This is a genomic window from Romboutsia lituseburensis, assembly GCF_024723825.1.
Lineage (GTDB): Bacteria > Bacillota > Clostridia > Peptostreptococcales > Peptostreptococcaceae > Romboutsia_F > Romboutsia_F lituseburensis_A.
In genome coordinates this window covers 769,218-795,616 of the sequence record NZ_JANQBQ010000001.1, presented here as the reverse complement: position 1 = coordinate 795,616, position 26,399 = coordinate 769,218, and the positions used below count along the sequence as shown (strand labels likewise).

General features: G+C 28.1%; 21 protein-coding genes and 2 riboswitches. Of the genes, 20 read left to right on the top strand and 1 reads right to left on the bottom strand.

Going from position 1 to position 26,399, the window contains the following annotated elements:
• Nucleotide 1: 1 nt before the first annotated feature.
• From NWE74_RS03990 to NWE74_RS03905, 18 genes are all read left to right on the top strand, one after another.
• Nucleotides 2-1,009 carry an ABC transporter substrate-binding protein gene (locus NWE74_RS03990; protein ID WP_258241943.1) on the top strand — a complete coding sequence of 336 codons (1,008 nt, stop codon included), beginning with the start codon at nt 2-4 and terminating at the stop codon, nt 1,007-1,009.
• Nucleotides 990-1,736: an ABC transporter ATP-binding protein gene (locus tag NWE74_RS03985; protein WP_258241942.1), complete on the top strand. Its 747-nt coding sequence runs from the start codon at nt 990-992 to the stop codon at nt 1,734-1,736. The genes NWE74_RS03990 and NWE74_RS03985 overlap by 20 nt, the downstream gene beginning before the upstream one ends.
• 154 nt (nt 1,737-1,890) lie before the next feature.
• Complete coding sequence (locus NWE74_RS03980) at nt 1,891-2,952, top strand: hypothetical protein (protein WP_258241941.1); 1,062 nt, start codon at nt 1,891-1,893, stop codon at nt 2,950-2,952.
• Nucleotides 2,953-3,378: 426 nt separating this feature from the next.
• Nucleotides 3,379-3,552, top strand: a riboswitch (cobalamin riboswitch).
• A 143-nt stretch (nt 3,553-3,695) separates the two neighbouring features.
• Entirely contained in the window at nt 3,696-4,718 is a 1,023-nt protein-coding gene (locus NWE74_RS03975; protein ID WP_258241940.1) for a FecCD family ABC transporter permease, read from the top strand.
• Nucleotides 4,719-4,726: 8 nt separating this feature from the next.
• The gene (locus NWE74_RS03970) at nt 4,727-5,482 is read left to right on the top strand and encodes an ABC transporter ATP-binding protein (protein WP_258241939.1); all 756 of its coding nucleotides are present in this window, start codon (nt 4,727-4,729) and stop codon (nt 5,480-5,482) included.
• Between the two features lie 56 nt (nt 5,483-5,538).
• The gene (locus tag NWE74_RS03965) at nt 5,539-6,189 is read left to right on the top strand and encodes a diphthine--ammonia ligase (RefSeq protein WP_258241938.1); all 651 of its coding nucleotides are present in this window, start codon (nt 5,539-5,541) and stop codon (nt 6,187-6,189) included.
• A 397-nt stretch (nt 6,190-6,586) separates the two neighbouring features.
• Nucleotides 6,587-7,612, top strand: coding sequence for a LacI family DNA-binding transcriptional regulator (locus NWE74_RS03960; RefSeq protein ID WP_258241937.1), 1,026 nt, complete (start codon nt 6,587-6,589; stop codon nt 7,610-7,612).
• A gap of 200 nt (nt 7,613-7,812) precedes the next feature.
• Entirely contained in the window at nt 7,813-9,768 is a 1,956-nt protein-coding gene (locus NWE74_RS03955; RefSeq protein ID WP_258241936.1) for a beta-galactosidase, read from the top strand.
• A 186-nt stretch (nt 9,769-9,954) separates the two neighbouring features.
• Nucleotides 9,955-11,376 (top strand): [FeFe] hydrogenase, group A, encoded by a 1,422-nt coding sequence (locus tag NWE74_RS03950; RefSeq protein ID WP_258241935.1) that lies wholly within the window; start codon nt 9,955-9,957, stop codon nt 11,374-11,376.
• A gap of 51 nt (nt 11,377-11,427) precedes the next feature.
• The gene (hydE, locus tag NWE74_RS03945; RefSeq protein WP_258241934.1) at nt 11,428-12,477 is read left to right on the top strand and encodes a [FeFe] hydrogenase H-cluster radical SAM maturase HydE; all 1,050 of its coding nucleotides are present in this window, start codon (nt 11,428-11,430) and stop codon (nt 12,475-12,477) included.
• A 15-nt stretch (nt 12,478-12,492) separates the two neighbouring features.
• Nucleotides 12,493-13,869 (top strand): [FeFe] hydrogenase H-cluster radical SAM maturase HydG, encoded by a 1,377-nt coding sequence (gene hydG / locus NWE74_RS03940; RefSeq protein ID WP_258241933.1) that lies wholly within the window; start codon nt 12,493-12,495, stop codon nt 13,867-13,869.
• A gap of 9 nt (nt 13,870-13,878) precedes the next feature.
• On the top strand, nt 13,879-15,078 hold the full coding sequence (gene hydF, locus NWE74_RS03935) for a [FeFe] hydrogenase H-cluster maturation GTPase HydF (RefSeq protein WP_258241932.1): 1,200 nt from the start codon (nt 13,879-13,881) through the stop codon (nt 15,076-15,078).
• A gap of 171 nt (nt 15,079-15,249) precedes the next feature.
• Complete coding sequence (locus tag NWE74_RS03930) at nt 15,250-16,413, top strand: galactokinase (RefSeq protein WP_258241931.1); 1,164 nt, start codon at nt 15,250-15,252, stop codon at nt 16,411-16,413.
• Nucleotides 16,414-16,514: 101 nt separating this feature from the next.
• Nucleotides 16,515-17,501: a UDP-glucose 4-epimerase GalE gene (galE, locus tag NWE74_RS03925; RefSeq protein WP_258241930.1), complete on the top strand. Its 987-nt coding sequence runs from the start codon at nt 16,515-16,517 to the stop codon at nt 17,499-17,501.
• A 22-nt stretch (nt 17,502-17,523) separates the two neighbouring features.
• A complete protein-coding gene (gene galT, locus NWE74_RS03920) occupies nt 17,524-19,068 on the top strand; it encodes a UDP-glucose--hexose-1-phosphate uridylyltransferase (protein ID WP_258241929.1) in 1,545 nt (514 codons plus the stop codon).
• A 57-nt stretch (nt 19,069-19,125) separates the two neighbouring features.
• Complete coding sequence (locus NWE74_RS03915) at nt 19,126-20,163, top strand: aldose epimerase family protein (protein WP_258241928.1); 1,038 nt, start codon at nt 19,126-19,128, stop codon at nt 20,161-20,163.
• Between the two features lie 243 nt (nt 20,164-20,406).
• Entirely contained in the window at nt 20,407-21,699 is a 1,293-nt protein-coding gene (locus NWE74_RS03910; RefSeq protein WP_258241927.1) for an aminotransferase class V-fold PLP-dependent enzyme, read from the top strand.
• Nucleotides 21,700-21,900: 201 nt separating this feature from the next.
• Nucleotides 21,901-22,074: riboswitch (cobalamin riboswitch) on the top strand.
• Between the two features lie 151 nt (nt 22,075-22,225).
• Nucleotides 22,226-23,134: an ABC transporter substrate-binding protein gene (locus tag NWE74_RS03905; RefSeq protein ID WP_258241926.1), complete on the top strand. Its 909-nt coding sequence runs from the start codon at nt 22,226-22,228 to the stop codon at nt 23,132-23,134.
• 40 nt (nt 23,135-23,174) lie between these two features.
• On the opposite strand, the gene NWE74_RS03900 is transcribed toward NWE74_RS03905, so the two are convergent.
• Nucleotides 23,175-24,320: a helix-turn-helix domain-containing protein gene (locus tag NWE74_RS03900; RefSeq protein WP_258241925.1), complete on the bottom strand. Its 1,146-nt coding sequence runs from the start codon at nt 24,318-24,320 to the stop codon at nt 23,175-23,177.
• Between the two features lie 240 nt (nt 24,321-24,560).
• Here NWE74_RS03900 and NWE74_RS03895 point away from each other — a divergent pair, with 240 nt between their 5' ends.
• Together NWE74_RS03895 and NWE74_RS03890 are read left to right on the top strand one after the other, a co-directional pair.
• The gene (locus tag NWE74_RS03895) at nt 24,561-25,529 is read left to right on the top strand and encodes a carbohydrate ABC transporter permease (RefSeq protein ID WP_258241924.1); all 969 of its coding nucleotides are present in this window, start codon (nt 24,561-24,563) and stop codon (nt 25,527-25,529) included.
• A 12-nt stretch (nt 25,530-25,541) separates the two neighbouring features.
• Nucleotides 25,542-26,396: a carbohydrate ABC transporter permease gene (locus NWE74_RS03890; protein ID WP_258241923.1), complete on the top strand. Its 855-nt coding sequence runs from the start codon at nt 25,542-25,544 to the stop codon at nt 26,394-26,396.
• Nucleotides 26,397-26,399 lie beyond the last annotated feature (3 nt).

Sequence of the window (26,399 nt, the reverse complement as noted above, 5' to 3'; positions counted from 1 at the left end):
TATGAAACTTAAAAAATTAGTTAGTCTAGGATTAATAAGTGCACTTACAATTAGTACTTTAAGTGGGTGCTCAAGCAATAAGAAGTCTGAAGATAAAAAATCTAATGAAGAAAAGGTTACAATGGTACTAGATTGGACACCTAATACAAATCATACTGGATTATTTGTAGCTCTTGAAAATGGGTATTATAAAGAACAAGGGTTAGATGTTGATATAATACAGCCACCAGAAGGAGGAGCAGCTACTTTAGTGGCTACTCAAAAGGCAGACTTTGGAATAAGTTATCAAGAGGAAGTTACATTTGCTAAAACAAGTGATGATCCACTTCCGATAAAAGCTGTAGCAACAGTTATACAACATAATACTTCTGGGTTTGCAGCGCCAAAAGATAAAAATATAAAATCACCAAAAGACTTTGAAGGGAAGGTTTATGGTGGTTGGGGTTCACCAGCTGAAGATGCTATATTAGATGCGGTTATGAAAAAAGAAGGTAAAGATTTTAAAAATCTAAAAGTAGTAAATATAGGAGATGATGATTTCTTTACAGCGACAAGCAAAAACATAGATTTTGCATGGATTTTTGAAGGATGGACTGCGATAGAAGCAAGTCAACGTGGAGTAGAGTTAGACTATATACCAATAGGTGAAGTTGATAAAAGACTTGATTATTATACACCTATTATAATATCGAATGAAAAATTATTAAAAGAAAAACCAGAAGTTGCTAAAAAATTCTTAGAGGCAACAAAAAAAGGTTATGAATATGCAATAGAAAATCCTAAGGAAGCTGCTAAGATACTTGTAAAACATGCACCTGAAATAGATGAAAACCTAGCAATAAAAAGTCAAGAATATTTAGCTGAAAAATATATTGATGATGCAAAAAGATGGGGAGAAATGAAAGACAGTGTATGGAACAATTATACAGAGTTCTTAAGAGAATATAAATTGATAAATAAAGACTTAAAACCTAGTGAGGCTTATACTAATGAATTCTTACCAAAATAAAAATGTTAAAATAGATATTAAAAACATTTCTAAATCTTATGAAGATGTTAAGGTATTAGATAATATAAGTATAAGGGTCTGTGAAGGTGAATTTGTAAGTATACTTGGCCCTAGTGGATGCGGTAAAAGTACTATATTTAATATGATTACAAATTTAATCGAATATGATAGTGGAAGTATTGAGATTAATGGTAAATTGAGTTATATGTATCAAAAAGATTTATTACTACCTCATAAAACTATAATAGATAATGTTAGTTTGCCATTAACTATTATGAAGGAAAAGAACTTTTATAATAAATCTATAAGAAAAAAAGAAGCGCATAAAAATGTTATACAGTATTTTAAAACATTTGGATTAGAAGGGTATGAAAATAAATATCCAAAAGAATTATCTGGTGGGATGAAACAAAGAGCTAATTTTTTAAGAACTTTTGTAAATTCAAATGATATTATGCTGCTAGATGAGCCATTTGGAGCGCTAGACTCTATAACTAAAGCATCAATGCAAAATTGGTTATTAGATATAAAAAATAAAGTAAATTCAACTATACTATTAATAACTCATGATATAGATGAAGCTATAATGTTATCTGACAAAATATATGTTATATCTAAAAAGCCTGCAATTGTAAAAAAAGAATTTACAATTGATAAAACTTATATAAGTGATGAAAACCTAGAATATATTGTTAAATTGAAAAAAGAAATATTAAATTTATTATAAACTAAGGCACATGGATTAGATAAAAATTCATGTGCCTTAGTTTGTATTTAAATAAGCATAAAAGCTGTAGTAAAGTAAAATATTAGACTTAAAAATATAATTTATGCTATAATTAAATCTGACTTTAAGTTTGAAATATAAAGGAGAAAAAAGTATGACAGAAGACATTAAAGCTATTTTTGAAGAAGATGAATTAAAGCTATGTGTCAACGAAAATGACATTTATATAAATATACCAAAAGAAATATTAAACAAAGGTATGAAATTAATAAAGGAATACATAAAAATATATAAAAATATTGAAGCATTAAAAGAAAGTGTAAATAAGTATTTATTTGATAGAAATAGTTCAATAAATCATATGAACATCCTAAATCAAATTTTGCAAATAAAGAATTATGAATATTTTAACGAAATAGAACCATTTATAAATGTTGATATAAATGATATAGAAAATAGATTATTAAATATGTGTTTAGTCTTTAATATAAAAATAGAGGATATAAATAATTTAAAAGATGAATTATCTCAAAACTATGTAAATAATACTGAGAACTTAAATAATATTATAGATAAAGAATATGTTAAAGAAATAATAAACTATATAGAAGATAATGAAATTTATTCTTTAAATCAGAAGTCTAGATATGGATCAATATCTAGCGAGTATGAAGTTAAAAATAAATCTGAAATAGTTGATAAAAATGAAGATGAAACTAATGGTGAGTATAGCCCAATTCTTGTTATTCATAGACCTGCAAAATATCATAGGGGTACATATATATTAGAAGAAAATTCTTATGTATATATAAAAAGACAGCCACTAGATGCATTAATAAAACAAGAAAGACTGGAAGAAAAGGGTATAGATTCAATGGGTGCTATACTATACAAAAAGTTAAAACACGATCTTACGAATGAGAATTTACAAGAATTGCTAGCTGAACTTTATGTGTACTCTCAAAAAAATAATTCTCAATTTGATAATATTAAATTAGCAGACATAACTTCTAATAAAGTGTGGATGACAGCAGACAAACTTAAAAAAGAATTTAAGGAACTTAGATATTATCATAAAAACTTAACTCAAAAAGTAAAAGAAATTTATGACTCAACAGGGGCATATTATACTCAAATAGGAGGCAAGTATATATTTAACAGTAGAGAGTTTTTACATAGCTATAAAACATATAAGGGAAAAGATATAACAAACTAAAGAATATTAAATGAAATTGTTAATAGTTTGTAAAATAGGTTAATTAATGGTAAAATACGATACATTTTAGTCGATGAGAGAATATATTTATAGAAAGAAAGAACATCACATTTAATTAATAATTAACCATTTTTACAAAACTAGGAATAATAAAATTTTTATAAAAGGAGATGTTAAAAGTGACTACAACAGCATGGATATTTATGGGTGTAGCTTGGACATCAATAATTGCAGTATGCAGTTTAGCTCTTGCAAAGGTACTTAAATAGTTTGTAGTTATCAAAATTTATAGCATCTAGTTAAAAAAGACTATCCAGGATATTTTTATTATGGATGGTCTTTTAATTTTTATAGATTAAATAAGAAATTAATAAAATCTATTACAGTTGATATATGTAGAATGATTATATATAATAAATAATATAAGTACATATTAAGATATTAGGTGTCAATGTGACTTAATAGGGAATTAGATTAAATCTCTAAGCTACCCCAGTAACCGTAAAACGGACGAAATCTAAAATACCACTGATTAATCGGGAAGGTTTGAAAGTAGGACGAAGTTGAGCCGGGAGAACTGCCTAAAATCTAACTAGTACCTTCTGAGGGTGGGGATTAGTGTGATTTTCAATTGTAATTTAGTAATTGATTTAAACAGGCATGCCCTTTAGGTATGTCTTTTTGAATATGTCAAAAACTTAATAAAACACCCTAAACAATCAACTAGAAAGGTAATTCAAAATATGATTAGGAGAAAAAGTTTATCCTTAGTATGCATACCAATAGTGTTTTTAATAATTTGCATGGGAATATCTATAGGAAGTTCTAATATTAATTTGTTAGATACAGCTAATATATTATTAAATAAAATGTTTAACATTCCTTTAATAGATAATATAAACCCTAAAGATGTATCAATAATATGGTCTATAAGATTTCCAAGAGTTTTATTAGCATTTATGGTTGGAGGCTGTTTATCTGTAAGTGGTGCAGTAGTTCAGTCTATATTAAAAAATGAGTTAGCATCACCTTATACTCTAGGTGTATCATCAGGTGCATCACTAGGTGCAGGATTGGTTATAGTTCTTGGAATATCAATACCACTATTAGGAACCTTAACACTTCCGTTAATTGGTTTTTTATCAGGTCTTTTGACTGTTTATTTAGTAATAGTATTTAGCCAAAAAGTAGATAAAACAATGTCGAATAATACTATAATACTTGCAGGAATGGTACTTTCATTATTCGTAAATGCTCTTTTGACAACAATAACAGCTTTGTTTAGTGAAGATATAAAAAGTATTACAATGTGGCAGATGGGAAGTTTTTCCATGAAAGGATGGTCATACGTAAAAGTCCTTGTACCATTTTTGTTAATAGGAATGATAGGTGTATTAAAGTATACTAAAGAGATGGATATTTTAACGTTTGGAGAAGAGCAAGCAAAAGCTGTTGGTGTAGATACTGCTAAGGTTAAAAAGCACTTATTTATATTATCGGCAACTTTAACAGGCTCAGCAGTAGCCTTAAGTGGAACGATAGGATTTGTTGATTTAATTGCACCACATATAGTTAGAAAGGTATTTGGGTCAAAACATACATATGTGATACCAATGTCTTTTATATTTGGAGGATGCTTAATGGTTATAACAGATCTTATATCTAGAACTATAGTATCACCACAAGAACTGCCAGTAGGTGCTATAACGGCTCTTATAGGAGCGCCATTCTTTGCATATGTTTATTTTAATAATAAAAAAGGGTAGGTAAGAAAATGCTAGAAGTCAAAGAGCTTTATTGCGGATATGATAATAATGACATTATAAAAAATGTAAATTTTGAAGTTAAAAAAGGTGAAAATATTTGTATAATAGGGCCAAATGGTTGTGGAAAGAGTACTTTACTTAAGTCTATTGCAAATATAATTGATTATAGAGGAAGTATAAAGATAGATGGTAAAGAAGTTAATACATTTAATAGGAAAGAATTAGCTACAAAAGTGGCTTTAATGAGCCAAATATCTCAAATATATTTTCCTTATACAATTTATGAAACAGTATCGCTGGGAAGATATGCTTATTTAAAAGGTCCATTTCAATCTTTAAAAGGTGAAGATAGAGATATAGTTATTGATAGTATAGAAAAAGTCGGACTTTATGATATAAAAGATAAAATGATAAGTGAGTTGTCAGGAGGACAATTACAAAGAGTATTTTTAGCTAGAACATTTGCTCAAAATCCTGAAATTATATTATTGGATGAACCTACAAATCATCTAGATTTAAAGCATCAGATAGAATTACTGCAACATTTAGTCATTTGGGCAAAAGATAATAATAAGATTGTTGTTGGAGTTTTACATGATTTAAATTTAGTTCAGTATTTTTCAGATAATGTAATTATGGTAAGTAAAGGTGAGGTAGTAGCTAAGGGAACACCTAAAGAGGTCTTAATAAGTGAAAAACTTAAACAAGTTTATGATATAGATGTTAAGCAATTTATGATAGAAGTGCTTAAAAAGTGGGAATAAGAAGAATGTAGTACATACAATCAAGAGAAATTTTTAAATTAGAAGGAGAAGTAAATATGAGCAAGAAGTTTATTATGTCATTTAGCGGGGGTAAAGATAGTACTTTAGCACTTTATAGAATGATGAACAAAGGATATGTCCCTATAGGATTATTAGTAACAGTTAAAAAGGGTGAAACAGGTTCGTGGACTCATAGCATACAAAAAGAATTGTTAAATAAAGTTAGTGAGAGTTTAGATATACCTTTATTTTTAGTTGAATGTGAAATGAATGAATATGAACATAAATTTACAGAGACGCTTTTAAAAGCAAAAGAGCTAGGAGCTCAATCTTGTGTATTTGGAGATATAGATATATCTGATCATAGAAAATGGTGCGAAGATAGATGCAAGGAAGCAGAACTTGAGGCTATATTACCTTTATGGCAAGAGGATAGAGAAAAACTAGTGAATGAATTTATAGACAATGGATTTAGTACAGTAATTAAAAAAGTAAATTTAACGCAATTGCCTAGTGATTTTTTAGGAAAGGTACTAACTCGTGAAATTGTTGGGGAGATTAAGGATTTAAAATGTGATCCATGTGGTGAAAATGGTGAATATCATACATTTGTAATTGATGGTCCGATATTTAAAGAAAAAGTAAACTTTAAAATTAATAAAATAGTAATTGATGGTGATTATGGTAATCTAGATATATCAATATAAATAAAATATGAACTAAAAAGAGTGTTAAATTTAGCACTCTTTTTATATTGTAAAAATTTAATTAATATAAGGTATAATTGATACGGCCTAATATACATGGACGTTATAGTATGAAACAAGCAAAGTTTACTCAATAGGTAAGTTATGGTAGAATATACATAGAAAATAGAAGAAGAAATGTCAGGGCACAATAGTACCCCCTATTTTATTACTATACGGAGGTATAATTGAGACTACAAGAGAAGTTAATTAGTTTTCTTATAGTTTTGAATTTAAATTAGAGTAATTGTTTTATTAGATAATTTATTTTACAGTGGGGAATGAATAGATAAAATTGACATATGCTTAAGAGGGGATTATAAAAGTGAGCTGATTTTTTTGAAAAGGAGGTTAAAAGGTGGTTACATTAAAGGAAATTGCCAACGAGGTTGGTGTATCTGTAGGTACTGTTTCTAGAGTATTAAACCATGATACAACAATTAGTGTTTCTGATGAAACTAAAATAAAGATATTTGAAACTGCAGAAGAAATGCAATATAAGACTTTAAAGCAAAGAAAAAGTAGTAGTAAAGTTAAAATAAATAAATTAAGAGTCGGGATAGTTGAGATGTATAATCATAGTGAACAACTACAAGATCCTTACTATTTACTTCTTAGAAGTGTAGTAGATAGAGAATGTTTTGATAATGAAATAGAAGTTGTAAATGTTTATAAATCGGAAAAAGAATATAAATTTATAGGTGAAGAAAAGCTAAATGGAATAATTGCTATAGGTAAATTTAACGGTGAAGAAGTAAATATGATGAATGAAATTAGTGACAATATAGTATTTTTAGATTCTTCACCAGATGAGCAACGCTATGACTCGGTTAAAGTTAATTTTAAATTAGGGACTTATAAGGCGCTAGATTATTTGTTTGAATTAGGTCATAGTGATATTGGATATATTGGAAGTACAAAGACTTTAGATAACAAAAAAGAAAAAAATCTTGATTATAGATTAAGATACTATACTGATTATATGAAGTCTAAAGGAGTATATAAAAAAGAAAATATAATAGATACAAAAGAAATGACTGCTATGGATGGATATGAATCTACAATAGAGTTTATAAATAGTAATGAAAATATGCCTACTGCTTTCTTTGTTGGAAATGATACTATAGCAACGGGGGTACTTAAAGCTTTATATGAAAATAATATAAAGGTTCCGGATGATGTTAGTATAGTTGGATTTAATGATTTAATAGCATCTAAGCATACAATTGTACCGCTTACAACTGTTAGGGTACATATAGAGCATTTAGCAAGTGCTTCAGTTGATTTAATAATTGAGAAAATAAATAAAAGTAGAAAATATTGTAAAAAAGTTATAATACCTAGTGAACTAGTAATTAGAAAAAGTACAAAAAGTATAATATAAATGTAATAAAAAATAGCAACTAATTTTGTTTAGTTGCTATTTTTTATGTATAAATACATAAAATTTAAATAAAAACTTAAATACTAAATTTAGTTAAAAAAATATAAAATATAGTAAAATTATACTAAAAAATATTGGCTCAAGCTTATTAGTGTGCTAACATTTAAGTGTAAAAAACAAATATAAAGGGGAATTGTAAAATGTATTTAGGGGTGGATTATTATCCGGAACAGTGGAATGAATGTATGACAGATAATGATTTAGAAAACATAATAGAATTAGGAGCCAACGTAATAAGAATAGGGGAATTTGCTTGGCATATGATGGAGAGTATAGAGGGAAATTATGATTTTTCATACTTTGATAATATTATAAAAAAGGCAAAAGATAAAAGATTAAAAGTAATATTTGGCACACCAACAGCTACAATACCTGCATGGCTAGCTAAAAAACACCCTGATGTTCTATCTGAATTTGAGAATAATAAAAAAAGAGTATTTGGAGGAAGAAGACAGTATTGCTTTAATAGTAAAACCTATATAGAATACTCTAAAAAAATAATAACAAAGCTTGCAACTCATTATAAAGATGAAAAAAATATTATTGCATGGCAAATTGATAATGAATTTGGCCATGAAGGTAGTGATGTTTGCTATTGTAGCAATTGTGAAAAAGAATTTAGAGCGTACTTAAAAAAAGTCTACAACAATGATATAAAGAAATTAAATGAAACTTGGGGAACAATTTTTTGGTCTCAAGCTTATAATGAATTTGATGAGATACCTTTACCAACAAAAACTATAACAACTCATAATCCTAGTCTTAGGATAGAATGGGAAAGATTCAGATCTTTAAGCATTGAAAAGTATGCAAAACTTCAAGTTGATACATTAAAAGAAACAATTGGAGTAGATGTAGTTGTAATTCATGATTTTTCTGGTGGTTATTTTGATAAGAGTTTTGATTTTTCAAAAGTAGCAAAACATATAGATGTAGTAGCATATAATAATTATCCTGTATGGGGAGGACAAGCAAATCCTATACCACCACATGAAATCGCTTGTGGGCTAGATTTTATGAGAGGTGCAAAAAAGAAAAATTTTTGGATAACAGAAGCTATAATGGGGGCTCAAGGTCATGATGTTATAGGATATCTTCCAAGACCAGGTCAAGCTAAGATGTGGTCTTATCAGGCAATAGCTCGTGGATGTAATTCTTTAATGTATTTTAGATATAGAGGTGCTACTAAAGGAGCTGAACAGTATTGCTATGGAATACTAGACCAAGATAACATAAAAAGAAGGAAGTTTTATGAAGTAAAAAGTTTTTTTCATGAGATGAAATCAAATGAAGTAATTATAAATTCTAAAATAGATGCTAAGATAGCTTTAATTTATGATTTTGAATCAATGGCTTCCTTTAGAATACAAAGGCAAAGTGTTTTAATGGATTATAAAAATGAAGTATACAGGCTACATAGACCTTTTTATGAAAATAATTTAGTTATAGATGTAATTCCATCATATTCAGAATTTAGTGAATATGAAATTTTACTAGTGCCTGTTATGATTGTGCATAAAAAAGAAGTTCAAGAACGTATGAGAACTTTTGCTAGTCAAGGAAAAACTGTTGTAATAAGCTTTAGGAATGGAGTTAAAGACTATTATAATAATTTAGAGTTAGGTAAGTTTAATCCAATTAACTTTACTGATTTTATAGGAGGATATGTTGAGGAAATAGAGGCATTCCAAGAAAATCAAAGTATAGAGCTCATTGGATTAAATGAGTTTGAAACTATGAAAGGAACAGCAACAGTATTTAGAGACTTAATAAAAACAACAACAGCAAAAACTTTATTTAGATATAATGAAGAATTTTTTGAAGAATTAAGTGCGATAACTTTAAATGAATATGAAGGTGGGAAAGTTTACTACATAGGTAGTGGTGTAGATGAAAATATAATGGATAATTTAGCAAATAAAATATTAAAAGAAGCTAATATTGAAACTTTAAAATCTCCAAAAGGTGTAGAAGTAGTTAAAAGGCAAGTAAATGATAGTGAAAGATATTTTATTATGAATCATACTTCGAAAACTCAAATGCTACAAAATACAAAATTAAATCCATATGAAGCTAAAGTTGTTGAAACCCTATAATAATATCATTTTAGTAAAATAACTATTAAACCTCACAATTAAAATTAAATTTTAATTGTGAGGTTTTGTTATTTAAAAATAAAAATGGGTATAGAAATAAAATGTAAAAAGATAAATTTGTTTTAATTAAATGACATTAAAAGCATAAAGATGCAAAACAACATGAAAGGCAAGGTAACAAAATTTATGAAACATTTATTTACAGAAAAGGTTGTTCCTGTTGAACTAGATAATCCAGCAATTCAAATTGACTATGATAAATGTATAAAATGTGGATTGTGTAAAAGAACTTGTGATAATGAAATAGCAGTAGCGAATAGATTTAATTTAGAAGAAACAAATGATTTAGCTATATGTATACATTGTGGACAATGTGCGGTTGTATGTCCAACTCAAGCAATTACACAAGTTGAAGATTATCAAAAAGTTAAAGAAGAAATACAAAACCCTAAAAAGATAGTTATATTTAATACAGCACCAGCTGTAAGAGTTGCACTAGGTGAAGAATTTGGGTACGAAGTAGGATCATACGTTGAAGACAAAATGGTAGAATCTCTTAGAAGGCTAGGCGGAGATTATGTGTTTGACATAACATTTGGAGCGGATATGACGATAATGGAAGAAGCAAATGAACTAATAGATAGAATATTAAATAAAAGTGAAAATCTACCGCAGTTTACAAGTTGTTGTCCATCTTGGGTTAAATATGTCGAGACATTTTACCCTGAATTTATACCTAATTTATCAACAACAAAGAGTCCAATAGGTATACAAGGTGCGGCTATAAAAACTTACTTTGCTAAAAAAGAAAATATAGACCCATCCAAAATAGTTAATGTAACTATAACACCTTGTACATCAAAAAAATATGAAATAAAAAGACCTGAAATGAATGATTCTAGTAGGTTTAATAATATAGATGGTTTAAGAGATAATGATTACATAATAACAACAAAAGAATTAGCTAAATGGATAAAGGAAGAAAATATAGACTTTGAATCTCTAAATGGGAGTCAATTTGATAATATTATGGGATTAGGTAGTGGAGCAGGTATTATATTTGGTAATACAGGCGGTGTTATGGAAGCTGCTGTTAGAACGGCATACAACATATTAACTGGACAAAGACCAACGAAGGAATTGCTAGATTTTAAACCGGTTAGAGGGCTTGAAGGAGTTAAAGAAGCTGTATTACAAATAGATGAAAAAGTTATAAAAGTAGCCGCTGTTCAAACTACTAAAAATGCAGAAGCTTTAATAGAGAAATTAAAATCAAAAGAAGTAAGTTATCATTTTATAGAGGTTATGACTTGTAAGGGTGGATGTATAGGTGGAGCTGGACAACCTAAACAGCCTAAAAAAAGAGTTACAGATGAAATGAGATTAAAGCGTATTGATGGATTATATAATAAGGACGCCGGTATTAAAATTAAATGTAGTCATGAAAATCCAGATGTTATCAAGGCTTACGAAGAATTTTTTGAAAAACCCCTATCTCATAAATCTCATGAGCTTTTACATACAGAGTTTGAGTCAAAATATCATATGCTTGGAAGAGTTAATAAAAAAGTTGACAAAGTCAATGATGAAAGTCAAGATGCTATCTAATTATAAGTTTTAAGGAAGAGTTAATCAACAAAACTAAAGTAGGAGAAATGTATGAATGTAAAAGATATAATTAATAAGTTGTATGAAGAAAATAGTGCTAGTAAAAAAGAGCTTCTTTACTTGTTAGATAATATAAATGAAGGAGAAATAGATTATTTAATAAGTAAAGCTCATGATACTAGAATGAAATATTACTCAAATAAAGTATATTTAAGAGGTCTGATAGAACTTACAAGTTTTTGTAAAAAAGATTGTCTTTATTGTGGTCTTAGACGTAGTAATAAAAATGCTCAAAGATATAGATTAGACATGGATGATGTTTTAGAGTGTGTAAGAAAAGGCGATAAATTAGGATATAAAACATTTGTACTTCAAGGTGGGGAAGATGCTTATTATAGTGATGAAATTATGATAAAAATTATTAAAGCTATAAAAAGAGAGTTTCCTGAAAATGCAATAACGCTATCTTTAGGTGAAAGGAGTTATGAATCTTATAAAAATTTATTTGAAGCAGGTGCGGATAGATATTTATTAAGACATGAAAGTGCATCGAAAGAACTTTACGAATCTATACATCCAGGCGAGCCCTTTGAAGAAAGATTTAATTGTTTAAGCAATTTAAAGGAGATAGGGTATCAAGCTGGAGCTGGATTTATGGTTGGTATACCAAATCAGACTAATGAAGATTTAGTAAATGATTTGATTTTTGTAAAAAAATTTGAACCTGCAATGTGTGGGATAGGACCTTTTATACCACATAAAGATACACCACTTAAGGAATATAACCATGGTAGTTTAGAAAAAACAGTTATTTGTTTAGCAATAGTTAGGCTACTACTACCTAAAGTACTACTACCAGCTACAACAGCGCTATCTAGTATTGATAAAAATGGAAGAAATGCAGGTCTAAAAGCAGGAGGAAATGTTATAATGCCTAATTTATCTCCCATGAGTGTTAGAAAAAAATACTCTTTATATAATGATAAGGCATATATACTTGATGAAGATGCAGAGTATAGAAAATTAATCGAAGAAAAAGTTAAAGAAGCTGGATTTGAAGTTGAAGTTAACAGAGGCGATAATATAGATTTTATAAAATAAAAAGGAGTTTTTTATATGTTTATAAACCACAATCATATATATGCAATTTTAGAAAAAACAAAATGTCCATCAAATAATGAAATTAAAAGTGTACTTGAAAAAGCTAAAAAAAGAGACGGACTATCTTATGAAGACATAGCAGTATTACTTCAAGCAGAAGATGAAAAAGATTTAAATGAGATATACTCATTAGCTGGAGAAATAAAAAAAGATATTTATGGAAAAAGAATAGTTGTATTTGCACCTCTTTATGTAAGTGACTATTGTGTAAATAACTGTGTTTATTGCGGATATAAAAGAGACAATAAATTCCTAAGAAGAAAACTTACAATGGAAGAAGTTGCACAAGAAGTAAAAATTCTTGAACAAATGGGGCATAAAAGGTTAGCACTAGAACTTGGAGAGGACCCAGTTAATACCACTATAGACTATGTTTTAGAATGCCTAGATACTATATATAAGACTCAAAATGCAAATGGAGAAATAAGAAGAGTAAATGTAAATATAGCAGCTACAACTGTAGAAAATTATAAACTGTTAAACAAAAAAGGTATAGGTACATATATACTATTCCAAGAAACTTATCATCAACCTACTTATGAACAAATGCATCCAAAATCAATAAAAGGTGACTACAATTATCATTTAACATCTTTTGATAGAGCTATGGAAGCTGGGATAGATGATGTTGGAGCTGGAGTTTTATTTGGACTTTCAGACCCTAGATTTGAAGTATTGAGTTTAATGATGCACAACAACCATTTAGAAGAAAAATATGGAGTTGGATTCCACACTATATCAGTACCAAGACTTCAAGAAGCAAGTGGTGTTAATTTAGAAAGCTATCCATACTTATTAGATGATAAAATGTTTAAAAAAATAGTAGCTATACTTAGAATAGCCCTACCTTTTACAGGACTTATACTATCAACTAGAGAAACACCAGCTATGAGAAAGGAACTATTAAAATATGGAGTAAGTCAAATATCTGCTGGTTCTTCAACTGGAGTTGGAGGGTATAAGGAAAGAGAAGAAGGTAGAGATATTAAACAATTTAAAACAAATGATGAAAGAAGTCCAATTGAAATATTAAAAGAGCTATTAGACGATGGATATATACCTAGTTATTGTACAGCCTGCTATAGAAAAGGTAGAACTGGAGATAGATTTATGCAACTTGCAAAGTCAGGTAATATAAAATATGTTTGTGAGCCAAATGCTATAATGACATTACAAGAATTCACATTAGATTATGGAGATAAAGAATTATATGAAAAAGCACAGCAAATAATAAATTCTGAGGTTGAAAATATTCAAAGAGAAGATATTAAAAATTATACTAAAGAGAGTTTAGAAAAAATGCAATTTGGTAAAAGAGATTTTTATATATAGGAGGCGTATATGAATAGTACTCCAAATGGAAATAGAAAGCATATAGGAATATATGGAAATACAAATAGTGGAAAGTCATCTTTAATGAATAAAATATTGGGGCAAGAAGTTTCATTAGTTTCAAATGTTGAAGGAACAACAACTGATCCAGTACAAAAAGCTATGGAATTAATTCCGTTTGGTCCAGTTCTTTTAATTGATACAGCAGGACTTGAAGACAAAAGTCAATTAGGTTCTATAAGAATTAAAAAAAGCTATGAGTATATGAAAAGATTAGATTTTTCTATATACGTATTAGATGGGAAAAATCCAGATTTGGATACTTATAAGGTATGGAAAAAAGAAGCTAACAAATATAATTTAAGTCATTTATTAGTGATAAATAAAGTAGATGAATTAAGTAAAGAAGAAATAAAAAATTTAGAAGGTACATTTAAAAATTCTATATTTATATCTGCTAAAAAAAATACTAATATAGAATTTTTAAGAGAAATATTGATAAAAAATTTAGAGAAAGAAGAAGAGGAGAAACCTATTGTAGGTGATTTATTAGAATATGGTGCAAAAGTAATATTAGTAGTTCCGATAGACTCAGAAGCTCCTAAGGGAAGGATAATACTTCCTCAGGTTCAGGTTATTAGAGATTGCCTAGATCATGGAATAAAAACATATGTAGTAAGAGATACAGAACTTACACAAGCCTTAGATGAATTAAAAGATATTGATCTAGTTATAACTGATTCTCAGGCATTTAAACAAGTAGAGGAAATAATACCAGAAGATTTAAAACTTACAAGCTTTTCTATATTATTTGCAAGACAAAAAGGAGAATTAAAAGATTTTTTAGATGGAGCTAGAAGACTAAAGAGTTTAAAACCAGGCCAAAAAATTCTTATTTGTGAAAGTTGTACTCATAATGTAAGTCATGAAGATATAGGCAGAGTTAAAATACCAAAGATGCTAGAGAAAATTGCTAAAGGAAAGCTAGAGTTTGACTTTAAAGTTGGTTATGATTTTGCACAAGATCTAGATTCTTATGATTTTGTAATACACTGTGGAGCTTGTATGGTAAATAGAAAAAGTGTAATTCAAAAGATTGAAAAGTGTAAAGAAAGGAATATACCTATAACTAACTATGGCTTAGTTATAGCATACTTTACTAATATATTAGAAAAAAGTGTTGAAATATTTAAAGTTGATAATATATAAATGAAAACACCTTAAAACATATTTTAAGGTGTTTTTTGTATATAAATTTAGTAAAAAAAAGTAAAAAATAAATAGATTTACTTATAATTGAGAAAACGTTATTGTTGCGGTAATTATACTCTGCTAATATATAAATATAATGATAAAAATTTAAAAAAGGGGAAGTAAAAAATGAAAGAAAATATGATTCGAATTTTTACTAAAGTTTATGGGAGTGATAATGATATCCGAGTTTTTTTCTCACCAGGAAGAGTAAACTTAATAGGTGAGCATACTGATTATAATGGTGGAAATGTCTTTCCTTGTGCATTAAGTTTTGGAACATATGGAGCAATAAAATTAAGAGATGATAAATTAATTAGAATGTACTCTAAAAATTTTGATGATTTAGGTATAATAAGTTTTAATATAGATAATTTAAAAAATGAAGAAAAGCACAATTGGTCAAATTATCCAAAGGGGGTTATAGATGTTTTAAGTAAACATGGTTACAGTATAGATTGTGGATTTGATATGGTTGTATTTGGAAATATACCAAATGGTGCAGGCCTTTCATCATCAGCATCCATAGAACTTTTAATGGGGGTTATGATAGATGAATTATTTAATTTTAATATAGATAGATTAGATTTAGTAAAGTTTGCTCAAGAGGCTGAAAATAAATTTATAGGTGTTAATTGTGGTATAATGGATCAATTTGCAATAGGTATGGGTAGAGAAAATAGTGCGATTTTATTAGATTGTAACACTTTGGATTATATATACACTCCAGTTGATTTAACTAAAGAAGTGATTATAATTGCTAATACTAATAAGAGAAGAGGATTAGCAGATTCTAAATACAATGAAAGAAGAAATGAATGTGAAACTGCATTAAAAGAGCTTAAAACAAAACTTAATATAAAGTCATTAGGCGAACTAAGTGAAGAAGAGTTTGAAAACAATAAGCATTTAATTAGAGATAACACTAGAGTCAAGAGAGCAAGACATGCTGTCTACGAGAATCAAAGAACTTTAAAAGCTGTTAAAGCTTTGCAAAACAAAGATATATATAAATTTGGGCAGTTAATGAATGATTCACATACATCATTAAAAAATGATTATGAAGTAACAGGAATAGAGTTAGATACCTTAGTAGAACTTGCCTTAAGACATGAGGCTACGATAGGATCTAGGATGACAGGAGCTGGATTTGGAGGATGCACAGTATCTATAGTTAAAAGGGAATTAAGCGAAGATTTTATAAAAAAAGTAGGCAAAGGGTATAAAGAATTAATAGGGTATGATGCAGATTTTTATACTGTAAGCATAGGAAATGGAGCGAGAGAACTATAAAAAAGAATAGTCCATATAAAAGTAAAATATATTCTAATGAAGTTATGTTATATTTTACTTGGTAAGTAAATCTATAAGCTAAGAAATTGTGGGAGGTAAATATGATATTAGTTTGTGGGGGAGCTGGATATATAGGTAGTCATGCAGTAAGACAACTTATAGATAATTCAGAAGAGGTAATTATAGTTGACAACTTAGAAACAGGTCATAAAGGGGCAATACATCCAAAAGCTAAGTTCTACAATGTAGATATAAGAGATGAAAAAGAATTAGATATTGTATTTAAAGAAAATAAAATAGATGAAGTAATACATTTTGCAGCAAATTCATTAGTAGGGGAAAGTATGACAAATCCATTAAAGTACTATAACAATAATGTACATGGAACAGAAGTACTTTTAAATGTTATGGCAAAAAATGATGTAAAAAAAATTGTATTTTCATCAACAGCAGCAATATATGGAGAGCCTAAAAATATTCCAATTCTTGAAAGTGATGAAACAAAACCAACAAATGCATATGGTGAAACAAAGCTAGCTATGGAAAAAATGATGAAGTGGGCTGATATAGCACATGGTATTAAGTATATTTCCCTTAGATATTTTAATGTAGCAGGCGCTCATGTAAGTGGAGTAATAGGTGAAGATCATAGTCCAGAAACTCACTTAATACCACTGATACTTCAGGTTCCATTAGGAAAAAGGGAGTTTATATCTATATTTGGTGATGATTATGATACTCATGATGGAACATGTATAAGGGATTATATACATGTAAGTGATTTAGCCAATGCACACATATTAGCAGTTAATAAACTAAGAGAAAGATCTAATAGTAATATATATAACTTAGGTAGTGGAAATGGATTTACAGTAAAAGAGATGGTAGAAGCAGCTAGGTTTGTGACAGGACATTCTATACCTGCTAAAGTTTGTGAAAGAAGAACTGGAGATCCTGCTAAACTTGTGGCATCATCAGAAAAAGCTAGACACGAACTAGGGTGGCAACCTAAATTTGAAACTGTTGAGGCAATGATATCTTCTGCTTGGAATTGGCACAAAAGTCATCCAAATGGTTTTGAAATGTAGATATTAAGGGAGAGATAGTTATATGAATATATACAGTGAATTTGAGAGGCTTATAAACTATGGAATAAAAAAAAGATTGTTTGAAAAAGAAGATATTATATATATAAGAAACTCTTTAATTGAGTTATTTAGACTTGATGAATATATAATAGAAAATATAGAAGATGAAAATTTAGAAAATCCAACTGAAATTCTAGATAATTTATTGAACTATGCTTTTGAAAATAAAATACTGGAATCTAATTCTCCTATATATAGAGATTTGTTGGATACTAAAATCATGAACTTACTTATGCCTAGACCATCAGAGGTCATAAAGGAGTTTAATAAAAAATATCAAGAGGATAAAGTAAGTGCTACAAATTATTTATATGATTTAAGCAAGGCATGTGATTATGTTAGAACTCAAAGAATAGCTCAAAATACAACATGGAAAGTTGACACTGAGTATGGTGAAATTGATATAACTATAAACTTATCAAAGCCAGAAAAAGACCCAAAGGCTATAGCAGCTGCAAAAAACATGAAACAATCAGTATATCCAAAGTGTTTATTATGCAAAGAAAATGTAGGATATGCAGGTAGACTAAATCATCCAGCAAGACAAAACTTAAGAGTAATACCATTTAAGTTAAAAGATGAAGAATGGAATCTTCAATATTCTCCATATTCTTATTATAATGAGCATTGTATAGTATTTTCTAGCAAGCATGTACCTATGAGTATAAATAAAAATACTTTTGATCGGAATTTAGAATTTGTAGAAAAATTTCCACATTATTTTATAGGATCAAATGCCGACCTACCAATAGTGGGAGGATCTATACTTACTCATGACCATTATCAAGGTGGAAGATATGAATTTTCAATGGCAAAAGCAGATGATATTTATAGGTTTTGTATAAATAAATATGAAGATATAAAAATATCTATAATAAAATGGCCATTATCTGTAGTTAGAATAAGTGGAGAAAATAGAGAAAATATCAGTAAATTAGCAGATCAAATATTGACTCATTGGAGAAATTATTCAGATGAAAATGTAGGAATACATTCCCATACAAATGATATACCTCATAATACAATAACACCAATAGCTAGAAATAAAGATGGAAAATTTGAACTGGACTTAGTTCTTAGAAATAATAGATGTGATGAAAACTATCCAGATGGAATATTCCATCCTCATAAGGAACTTCATCATATAAAAAAAGAAAATATAGGCCTTATAGAAGTACTGGGTCTAGCAGTATTACCCTCTAGATTAAAAGAAGAATTAACTGTAATAAGAACATGTTTATTAGATGAAAGTAAAATAAGTTTAATAAGTAAAAATGAAAAACTAAAAATACATTTAGATTGGTTTAATAGTTTAAAAGAAAAATATATTTATTTTAATGAAAATAATGTTGATAAAATACTTGAAAATGAAGTCGGAAATATATTTAAAAAGGTATTAGAACATTGTGGAGTATTTAAGTGGGATAAAGAAGGACTAGATGCTATAAATAGATATGTTATAGATTTAAAAGGATATGTTGAAGGACGTAAAAGAGCAAATATATAATCTATAGCCTTTTACAAACTAATTGCCTATAAAAATAAATTAGAATTTGGTGATATTATGAAATGTACTAAAAGCATAGTTGGCAAAATAAATGATAAAAATATAGTAGCTTATAATATAAAGTATGATAATAAATTTGAGGTGGAAATACTTAATTTAGGTGGAATTATAACTAAGATAATAACTCCAGACAAGTATAATAATTTTGAAAATGTAGTAGTCGGATATAAAGAAATAGAAAGTTATATAGAAAATCCATCATATTTAGGGGCAATCATAGGTAGAACATCAGGACGAATTTGTGAAGGCAATGTAACTATAGATGACAGACAATATAGCTTATCCAAAAACTACAATCCTCATCACGGTCATGGAGGAAACGTAGGGTTTAATAAAAAAATATGGGAAGTTAATGTTATAGAGGATAAGGACAATATAACATTGAGGTTGTCTACAATTAGCAAAGATAAAGAAGAAAATTATCCAGGTAACCTAGATATTACTTTAATCTTTAAAATATATGAAGACTTTACAATAGAGCAAATATATGAATGTAAGTGTGATAAAACTACTTTAGTGAATTTGACAAACCACAGCTATTTTAACTTAAGTGGGAATATAAAAGCTCCTATAACCACACAATATTTAAAAATAGACTCTGATTATATATTAGAATTAGATGAAACTTGTGCAGTAACAGGAAAAAGCATTAATGTTAAAGACACAGCTTTTGATTTTAATAATATGAAGTGTATAGGAGAAGATATAGATTGCAATAATGATCAAATAAAAATAGGAAGTGGATATGATCATACATTTTTATTAAATAAGAATGGAAAAATACATTTAGAAGACAGGGCATCAAAAAGAGTATTAGATATTTCAACAGACCAAAAATCTGTAGTTGTTTATAGTATGAATTTTCCAGATGAATTTAAATTATACAATGGTAAAAAAGCACAAAGAAGATTTGGGATATGCTTTGAAACACAAGCACCTCCAATAGGTAGAAATATGTGTTTTATAAAAGATTCTATTTTAAACAAAGGTGAAGTGTATAAACAAAAAACTGTATATAAATTTTCAATAAAATAAAAAACATATTAAAAAACTACTTAATTTTAAGTAGTTTTTTAATACAATCTAATATAAATATCAGAATATAAGTTATCTGTAACTTCAAAATATATTTTTTTAACATCTAATGTATATTATTACCAAAATATATTACAAAATATATTTTAGTAAACAATAAATTACTAGTATTTGTCAAATTTGAACTTTATTGAGTCTAAAGTCATATATAAATAAAGAAACAATAAATTGAGGAGGACAAATATGAGAAATTATAATATTTATAGAAGTCTATTTATAGGAATAGATACACCTGTCATGATAAAAAATGGAAGGGTTGTGACTCCAATAAATTTTGATAATGGAGCAACAACACCGCCTATAAATATGGCAGCGAATGCAGTTATTGAAAACTCACTAATATATGGACCAATAGCTAGGGGTGCAGGTCAAAAAGGTGATTTATGTACTCAAAAATATGAAGAAGCTAGAGAACAAATTTTAACATTTTTTAACTTGTTAGGATGCAATTCACACACTGTAATATACACAAAAAATACAACTGAAGGAATAAACTTATTAGCAAATGTATTAATAAAGGATAAAAATGAAAAAGTGTTGACTACTAGAATGGAACATCATGCTAATGACTTACCTTGGAGAAAAGTAGCTACTGTAGAATATATAGATGTTGATGAATTAGGAAGAGTTAATATAAATGATATAGAAAAAAATTTGATAGAAAATAATGGTGAGATTAAATATGTAAGTATAACTGGAGCATCAAATGTAACTGGATACACAAACCCTATTAATGAGATTGCGAAAATATCCCATAAATATAATGCGAAAATAATAGTTGATGGAGCTCAGCTTATAGCACATAAAAAGGTAGATATGAAAGGTAGAACACCAGAAGAGCAAATAGACTTTTTAGTATTTTCTGCTCATAAAGCGTATGCTCCTTATGGAAGTGGAGCAATAGTGGGATTAACCGAAGAGCTATCACAAGCAGAACCATTTCTAAGAGGTGGTGGATGTGTTGATGTAGTAAGTGATTATGGTGTTGTATGGAGTGAACCACCTCACAAAGATGAAGCTGGAACATCTAATTTTTTAGGTGTAATGGCTATGGTAAGTTCATTAAATCAATTAAGAAATATAGGATTTAGAAATATATCTAGTCATGAAATGCTACTTAAAAATTACTTGATGAAAGAAATGAAAAAGTTAGATAGAGTAATACTTTATGGTGATACAGAGTATACGGATGATAGATTGGGTGTAATTACATTTAATATAGAAGGAATCGAGTTTGATACAGTTGCACATAAATTTGCAGAAGAGTTTGGTATAGCATTGAGATATGCTAAATTCTGTGCTCATCCATATGTAAATAGGCTGCTAGGTATAAGTGACGAAGAAGCTTATGAACATGCAATGGATGAAGACTTAGAACAATATGGAATGGTAAGGTTAAGTTTAGGGTTATATAACACATTAGAAGAAGCTGAAATTTTTATAAGAGCTTTAAAAAGTATAATAAGAAATAACTAATATACGTATGACTTATAATATTTTAAGAAACGTACGAAGCCGTTGTCACTATGAAGAGTAGTGAATACGCAGTGAATTAAGATAAATGAATTTTTTATTAGATATTTGAGAGATTGTGAAAAGAAAAATGGGTATAAATTAGATTATTGAAATAAAGGATTGCAAATACATGAAATATAAGCTACTATAAAAGTGAGAAAAAAGAATAATAAAAGTATTGGTGTTTATTTAACTTAATAGGGAATTAGATTAAAAGTCTAAGCTACCCCAGTAACCGTAAAACTGACGAAATCAAAGATACCACTGAGCAATCGGGAAGGTTTGAAAGTAGAATGAAGTTGAGCCGGGATACCTGCCAATATCTTTAACGTTAATATCTTCTGAGGGTTAGATATTTAACTATATAATAAAGATAAAATCAAAAGCATGCTCTCAAAGCATGCTTTTTTGTTTTTTGTATTAGTATTAAAGTTAAATGAAGAAGTAAAAAATTTATAAGTAGAAATTATAAGTAAGGAGAAAGAAAATGAAAAAGAAACTAACGAGTATATTAGCATTAGTATTAGTAGTTATGCTAGCTACTGTAGGATGTAGCCCAAAAAGTAAAACAATAAAAGATAGAGAAGGTAATGATGTTACACTTCCTAAAAAAATGGATAGAATAATATCAACAGCCCCATCAAACACAGAGGTGCTAGTAGATTTAGGTCTTGCTGATAAATTAGTAGCGGTGGATAAATATTCAACAGATATAGAAGGAATAAACAAAGACATAGAAACAATAGATTTCTTAAATCCAGATGCAGAGGCAATAATAGCTTTAAATCCAGATATAATAATAGCATCAGGACATAATAAAACAGGTTCAAGTGAAGATCCATTTAAACTTATAAAAGAGGCTGGAATAAGCGTAGTTTACATACCAAGTAGTGATAGTATACAAGGAATTTATGATGACATTATGTTTTTAGCAGATATAACTGATAAAAAAGAAAAAGGTCAACAGATAGTAGATAATATGAAAAAAGAAGTAGATGAAATAAAAGCTATAGGTGAAACTATAAAAGATAAGAAAAAAGTTTACTTTGAAATAGGACCAGCACCAAATCTATATAGTTTTGGGAATTCAACATTCTTAAATGAAATGATAGAATTAGTTGGAGCAGAAAATGCATTTAAAGATGAAAAATCATGGATAAGTCCAAGTGAAGAATCAGTGATAGATAAAAATCCAGATGTAATATTAACTAATGTAGACTATATTAAAAATCCTTTAGATGAAATTAAATCTCGTAATGGTTGGAGCAATATAACTGCAGTTAAAGATAATAAAGTATTTTTAATAGATAAAAATTCATCATCTCGTCCATCACATCACGCTATAAAAGCTCTTAAGGAAATGGCAGTAGCAATTTACCCTGAAAGTTATAAGTAGAAATAAAATAACACCTGTATTTTACAGGTGTTATTTTTGTTTAATCATAAATCGATTTTGAATATTCAGTAGGTGAAATCCCAAAATTAGATTTAAATTTTTTTGAAAAATAATGAATTGATGAAAATCCTAGAATTTCAGAAATTTCACTGAGTGTATATGTAGAGTTTTTAATAAGCTCCTTGCTTTTGTTAAGCTTAAGGTCATTAATATAATTTTTTACAGTATTATTCATATTCTTTTTAAATAAAGAGTGTAGCATAGATGGACTAATACAAAAATGTCGGCATAAATTATCGACTGAAAGTTTTTCATATAAATGATTATCTATAAATTTTAGGATTTCATTTAGCAAATTATTTTCATAAGTTTGTTGCATATGAGTAGTTGGTCTAGATTGAAAATAAGAATTCTCTAATCTAAGTGTTTGTATAATAAGTTGCTTTAAATAACAAAGTGATAAATCGTTAGAGTATATACTCTTGCTAGAAAGTTCTTCTATTAGTTTTCCAACAAGAGAATAAGAGTCTCTTTGCAATGTAAAGACCTTATTACATAATAACTCATGATGATTAAAGTCCATATTAAAATTAATTGTTAAATAAGAACTACTAGAATCTAGAGTTGATTGAGTATGAAATTGAAGAGGAGCATAAAAAATTAAATCTCCTTGTTCTAATTCATACTTTTTATCATCTACAGTAGTAGATAATAAACCTTTATCAACATAAGTTAACTCCCAATATGGATGGGTCTCTCCGGAAAAATTATAGTTTATACCTTTTTCTTGATAAAATTTGGTATATATTTCATTTATATTCAAAGAAGAAGAAATATTTTTGTAAGTATATTTTTCTTTTAAATTTATAGGTTTTAAATATTTGCTGTCACAAGAAATTTTAATTTCGCAATCATCAGATACGCAGATAAGATTAAAATAAATACCTTTTTTTAAATTTAATGTTCTATTTATTATAAATGACTCTAAAGAATTACCATCAGATGAAACTAATATCATTACAACTCCTTTAATTACTTTTATAAATAAATCATCTCTATCAACTAAATATAAGCTTTTAATACTTTTATTTTTAAATAAAAATTTGCTACCATAATCAAAGCTTATATTTTCATAGATTAAATCCCCAAATTTTTTAAATGTTGGACTTGTCGTTTTGTTAAACATAAAATCACCCCAATACAATGTCTATAATTAAATTATATCTAAATATCACATATAAACTCAAGTAAATAATAATAGGTATACACCAAAATGTCTTCATAAGAAAATGTTTGTTTTAATGGTTTCGGCCTTTTAAAGTAAAAAAAATCTATACTTAAGTAAGATTAGTCTATTTTAATAAAGAAATAGTACTAGTACCATTATAGTATAGAACTTTAACTATAAAAAAGAGGGGGAATCGGTGTGGAGATTAAAACAGAAACACCTAAAAAAATAAAAAATAAACAAAGTAAAAACAAACAAGTTTTAAAAAAAAGCGAAAGACAAAAAAAACAAGGTAGATTTATATTTTGGTGTGTAGTTCCTACGTTTTTATTATTTTTATTATTTAAAATATATCCAATGCTAAGTGCAGCAAAAATGTCATTGTACAGATCAACAGGTCTTAGTAGTAATCCGACTTTTATAGGTTTTGAAAACTTTACTACTCTAATTAATGATCCTGTATTTTGGAAATCACTAGGTAATACATTTTTCATATTAGGAGTATTTCCTATAGCTACAATGTTACTTTCATTGTTCTTTGCTGTAATACTTACCCAAGGCAGAATTTTTGAATTGGAGAAAACATTGTACAGAATAGTTTTTTTCTTACCTAATATATTATCAATGGTTGTAATAGGTATGCTATTTATGTATGTGTATGATTTTAATTTAGGTATCTTAAATTCATTTTTAGATTTTGCAGGATTAGAAGCTTTAAAAAGAACATGGTTGGGTGAAAAGGATACTGTCTTATGGGCATTAACTTTTACTATGGTGTGGCAGGCTGCAGGATATTATATGGTAATTTATATATCAGGAATAAATAGAATACCACAAGATTTATATGAAGCAGCAACTTTAGATGGAGCTACTCCTATGAAACAATTTTTTATAATAACATTACCTTTAATATGGGAAGTTGTGAGAGTTACAATAACATTTTTTATAACGGGCGCATTTAACTTAAGCTTTATATTTGTAAAAGTAATGACAAAGGGCGGTCCGGATAATGCATCAAATACATTATTAAACTATATGGATTCACAGGCATTTATGAATGCAAACTATGGATATGCAATGGCTATATCAGTAGTAGTATTTGTAATAGCTATAGTTTTAGCTGTAATAGTTAAAAAAATTACAGAAAGAGATGTAATAGAATTTTAGGGGGTGTTCTAAATGGTTAAGGGCAATAAAATTACAGTTAAGAGTATATTTACAGGAACTGTAATAAGGATAATTTTAATAGCATTTTTATTTATGGTAGTAGTCCCGTTACTGTGGACAGTAATGCAATCATTTAAAACATCACAAGAGTTCTTTCAAGACCCATGGGCATTACCATCAGCGTTTAAATTGACAAACTATATTAGTGCATGGAATAAAGCAAACATGTCAGGTTATTTTTTAAATTCTGTATATGTAACACTTATATCTACAGCATTTATGATGTTACTTGCTATACCAACATCATATTGTTTAGCAAGGTTTAAATTTTTTGGATGTGAGATCATAATGCTTGCTATGACTCTTGGATTATTTATACAACCAACATATATATTAGTTCCATTATTTTTATTGGCAGCTAAATTAAATTTATTGAATAATCTAACTGGTTTAAGTTTAATTTATGCTGTTATACAACTACCATTTTCAATATTCATACTTACAGGATTTATTAAAGGTATTTCTAGAGAGTATGAAGAAGCAGCCGAAATAGATGGATGTAATAGAATACAAACGATAAGACATGTTGTGCTACCTCTTATTAAGCCTGGGGTTATAACAGTTTTAATATTTAACTTTATGGGATTTTGGAATGAATATGCAATGGCATTTACATTGTTAACTGACGATACAAAGAAAACACTACCTGTAGGACTACAAAATTTAATGGAAGTACAACGCTTTTCAACTGATTGGGGGGCTTTATTTGCAGGTATGGTTATCGTTATAATACCAACGGTAATTATTTATATATTCCTAAATAAGAAGCTTACTGAAGCTGTTAATGTTGGAGGTATAAAGGGGTAAAAT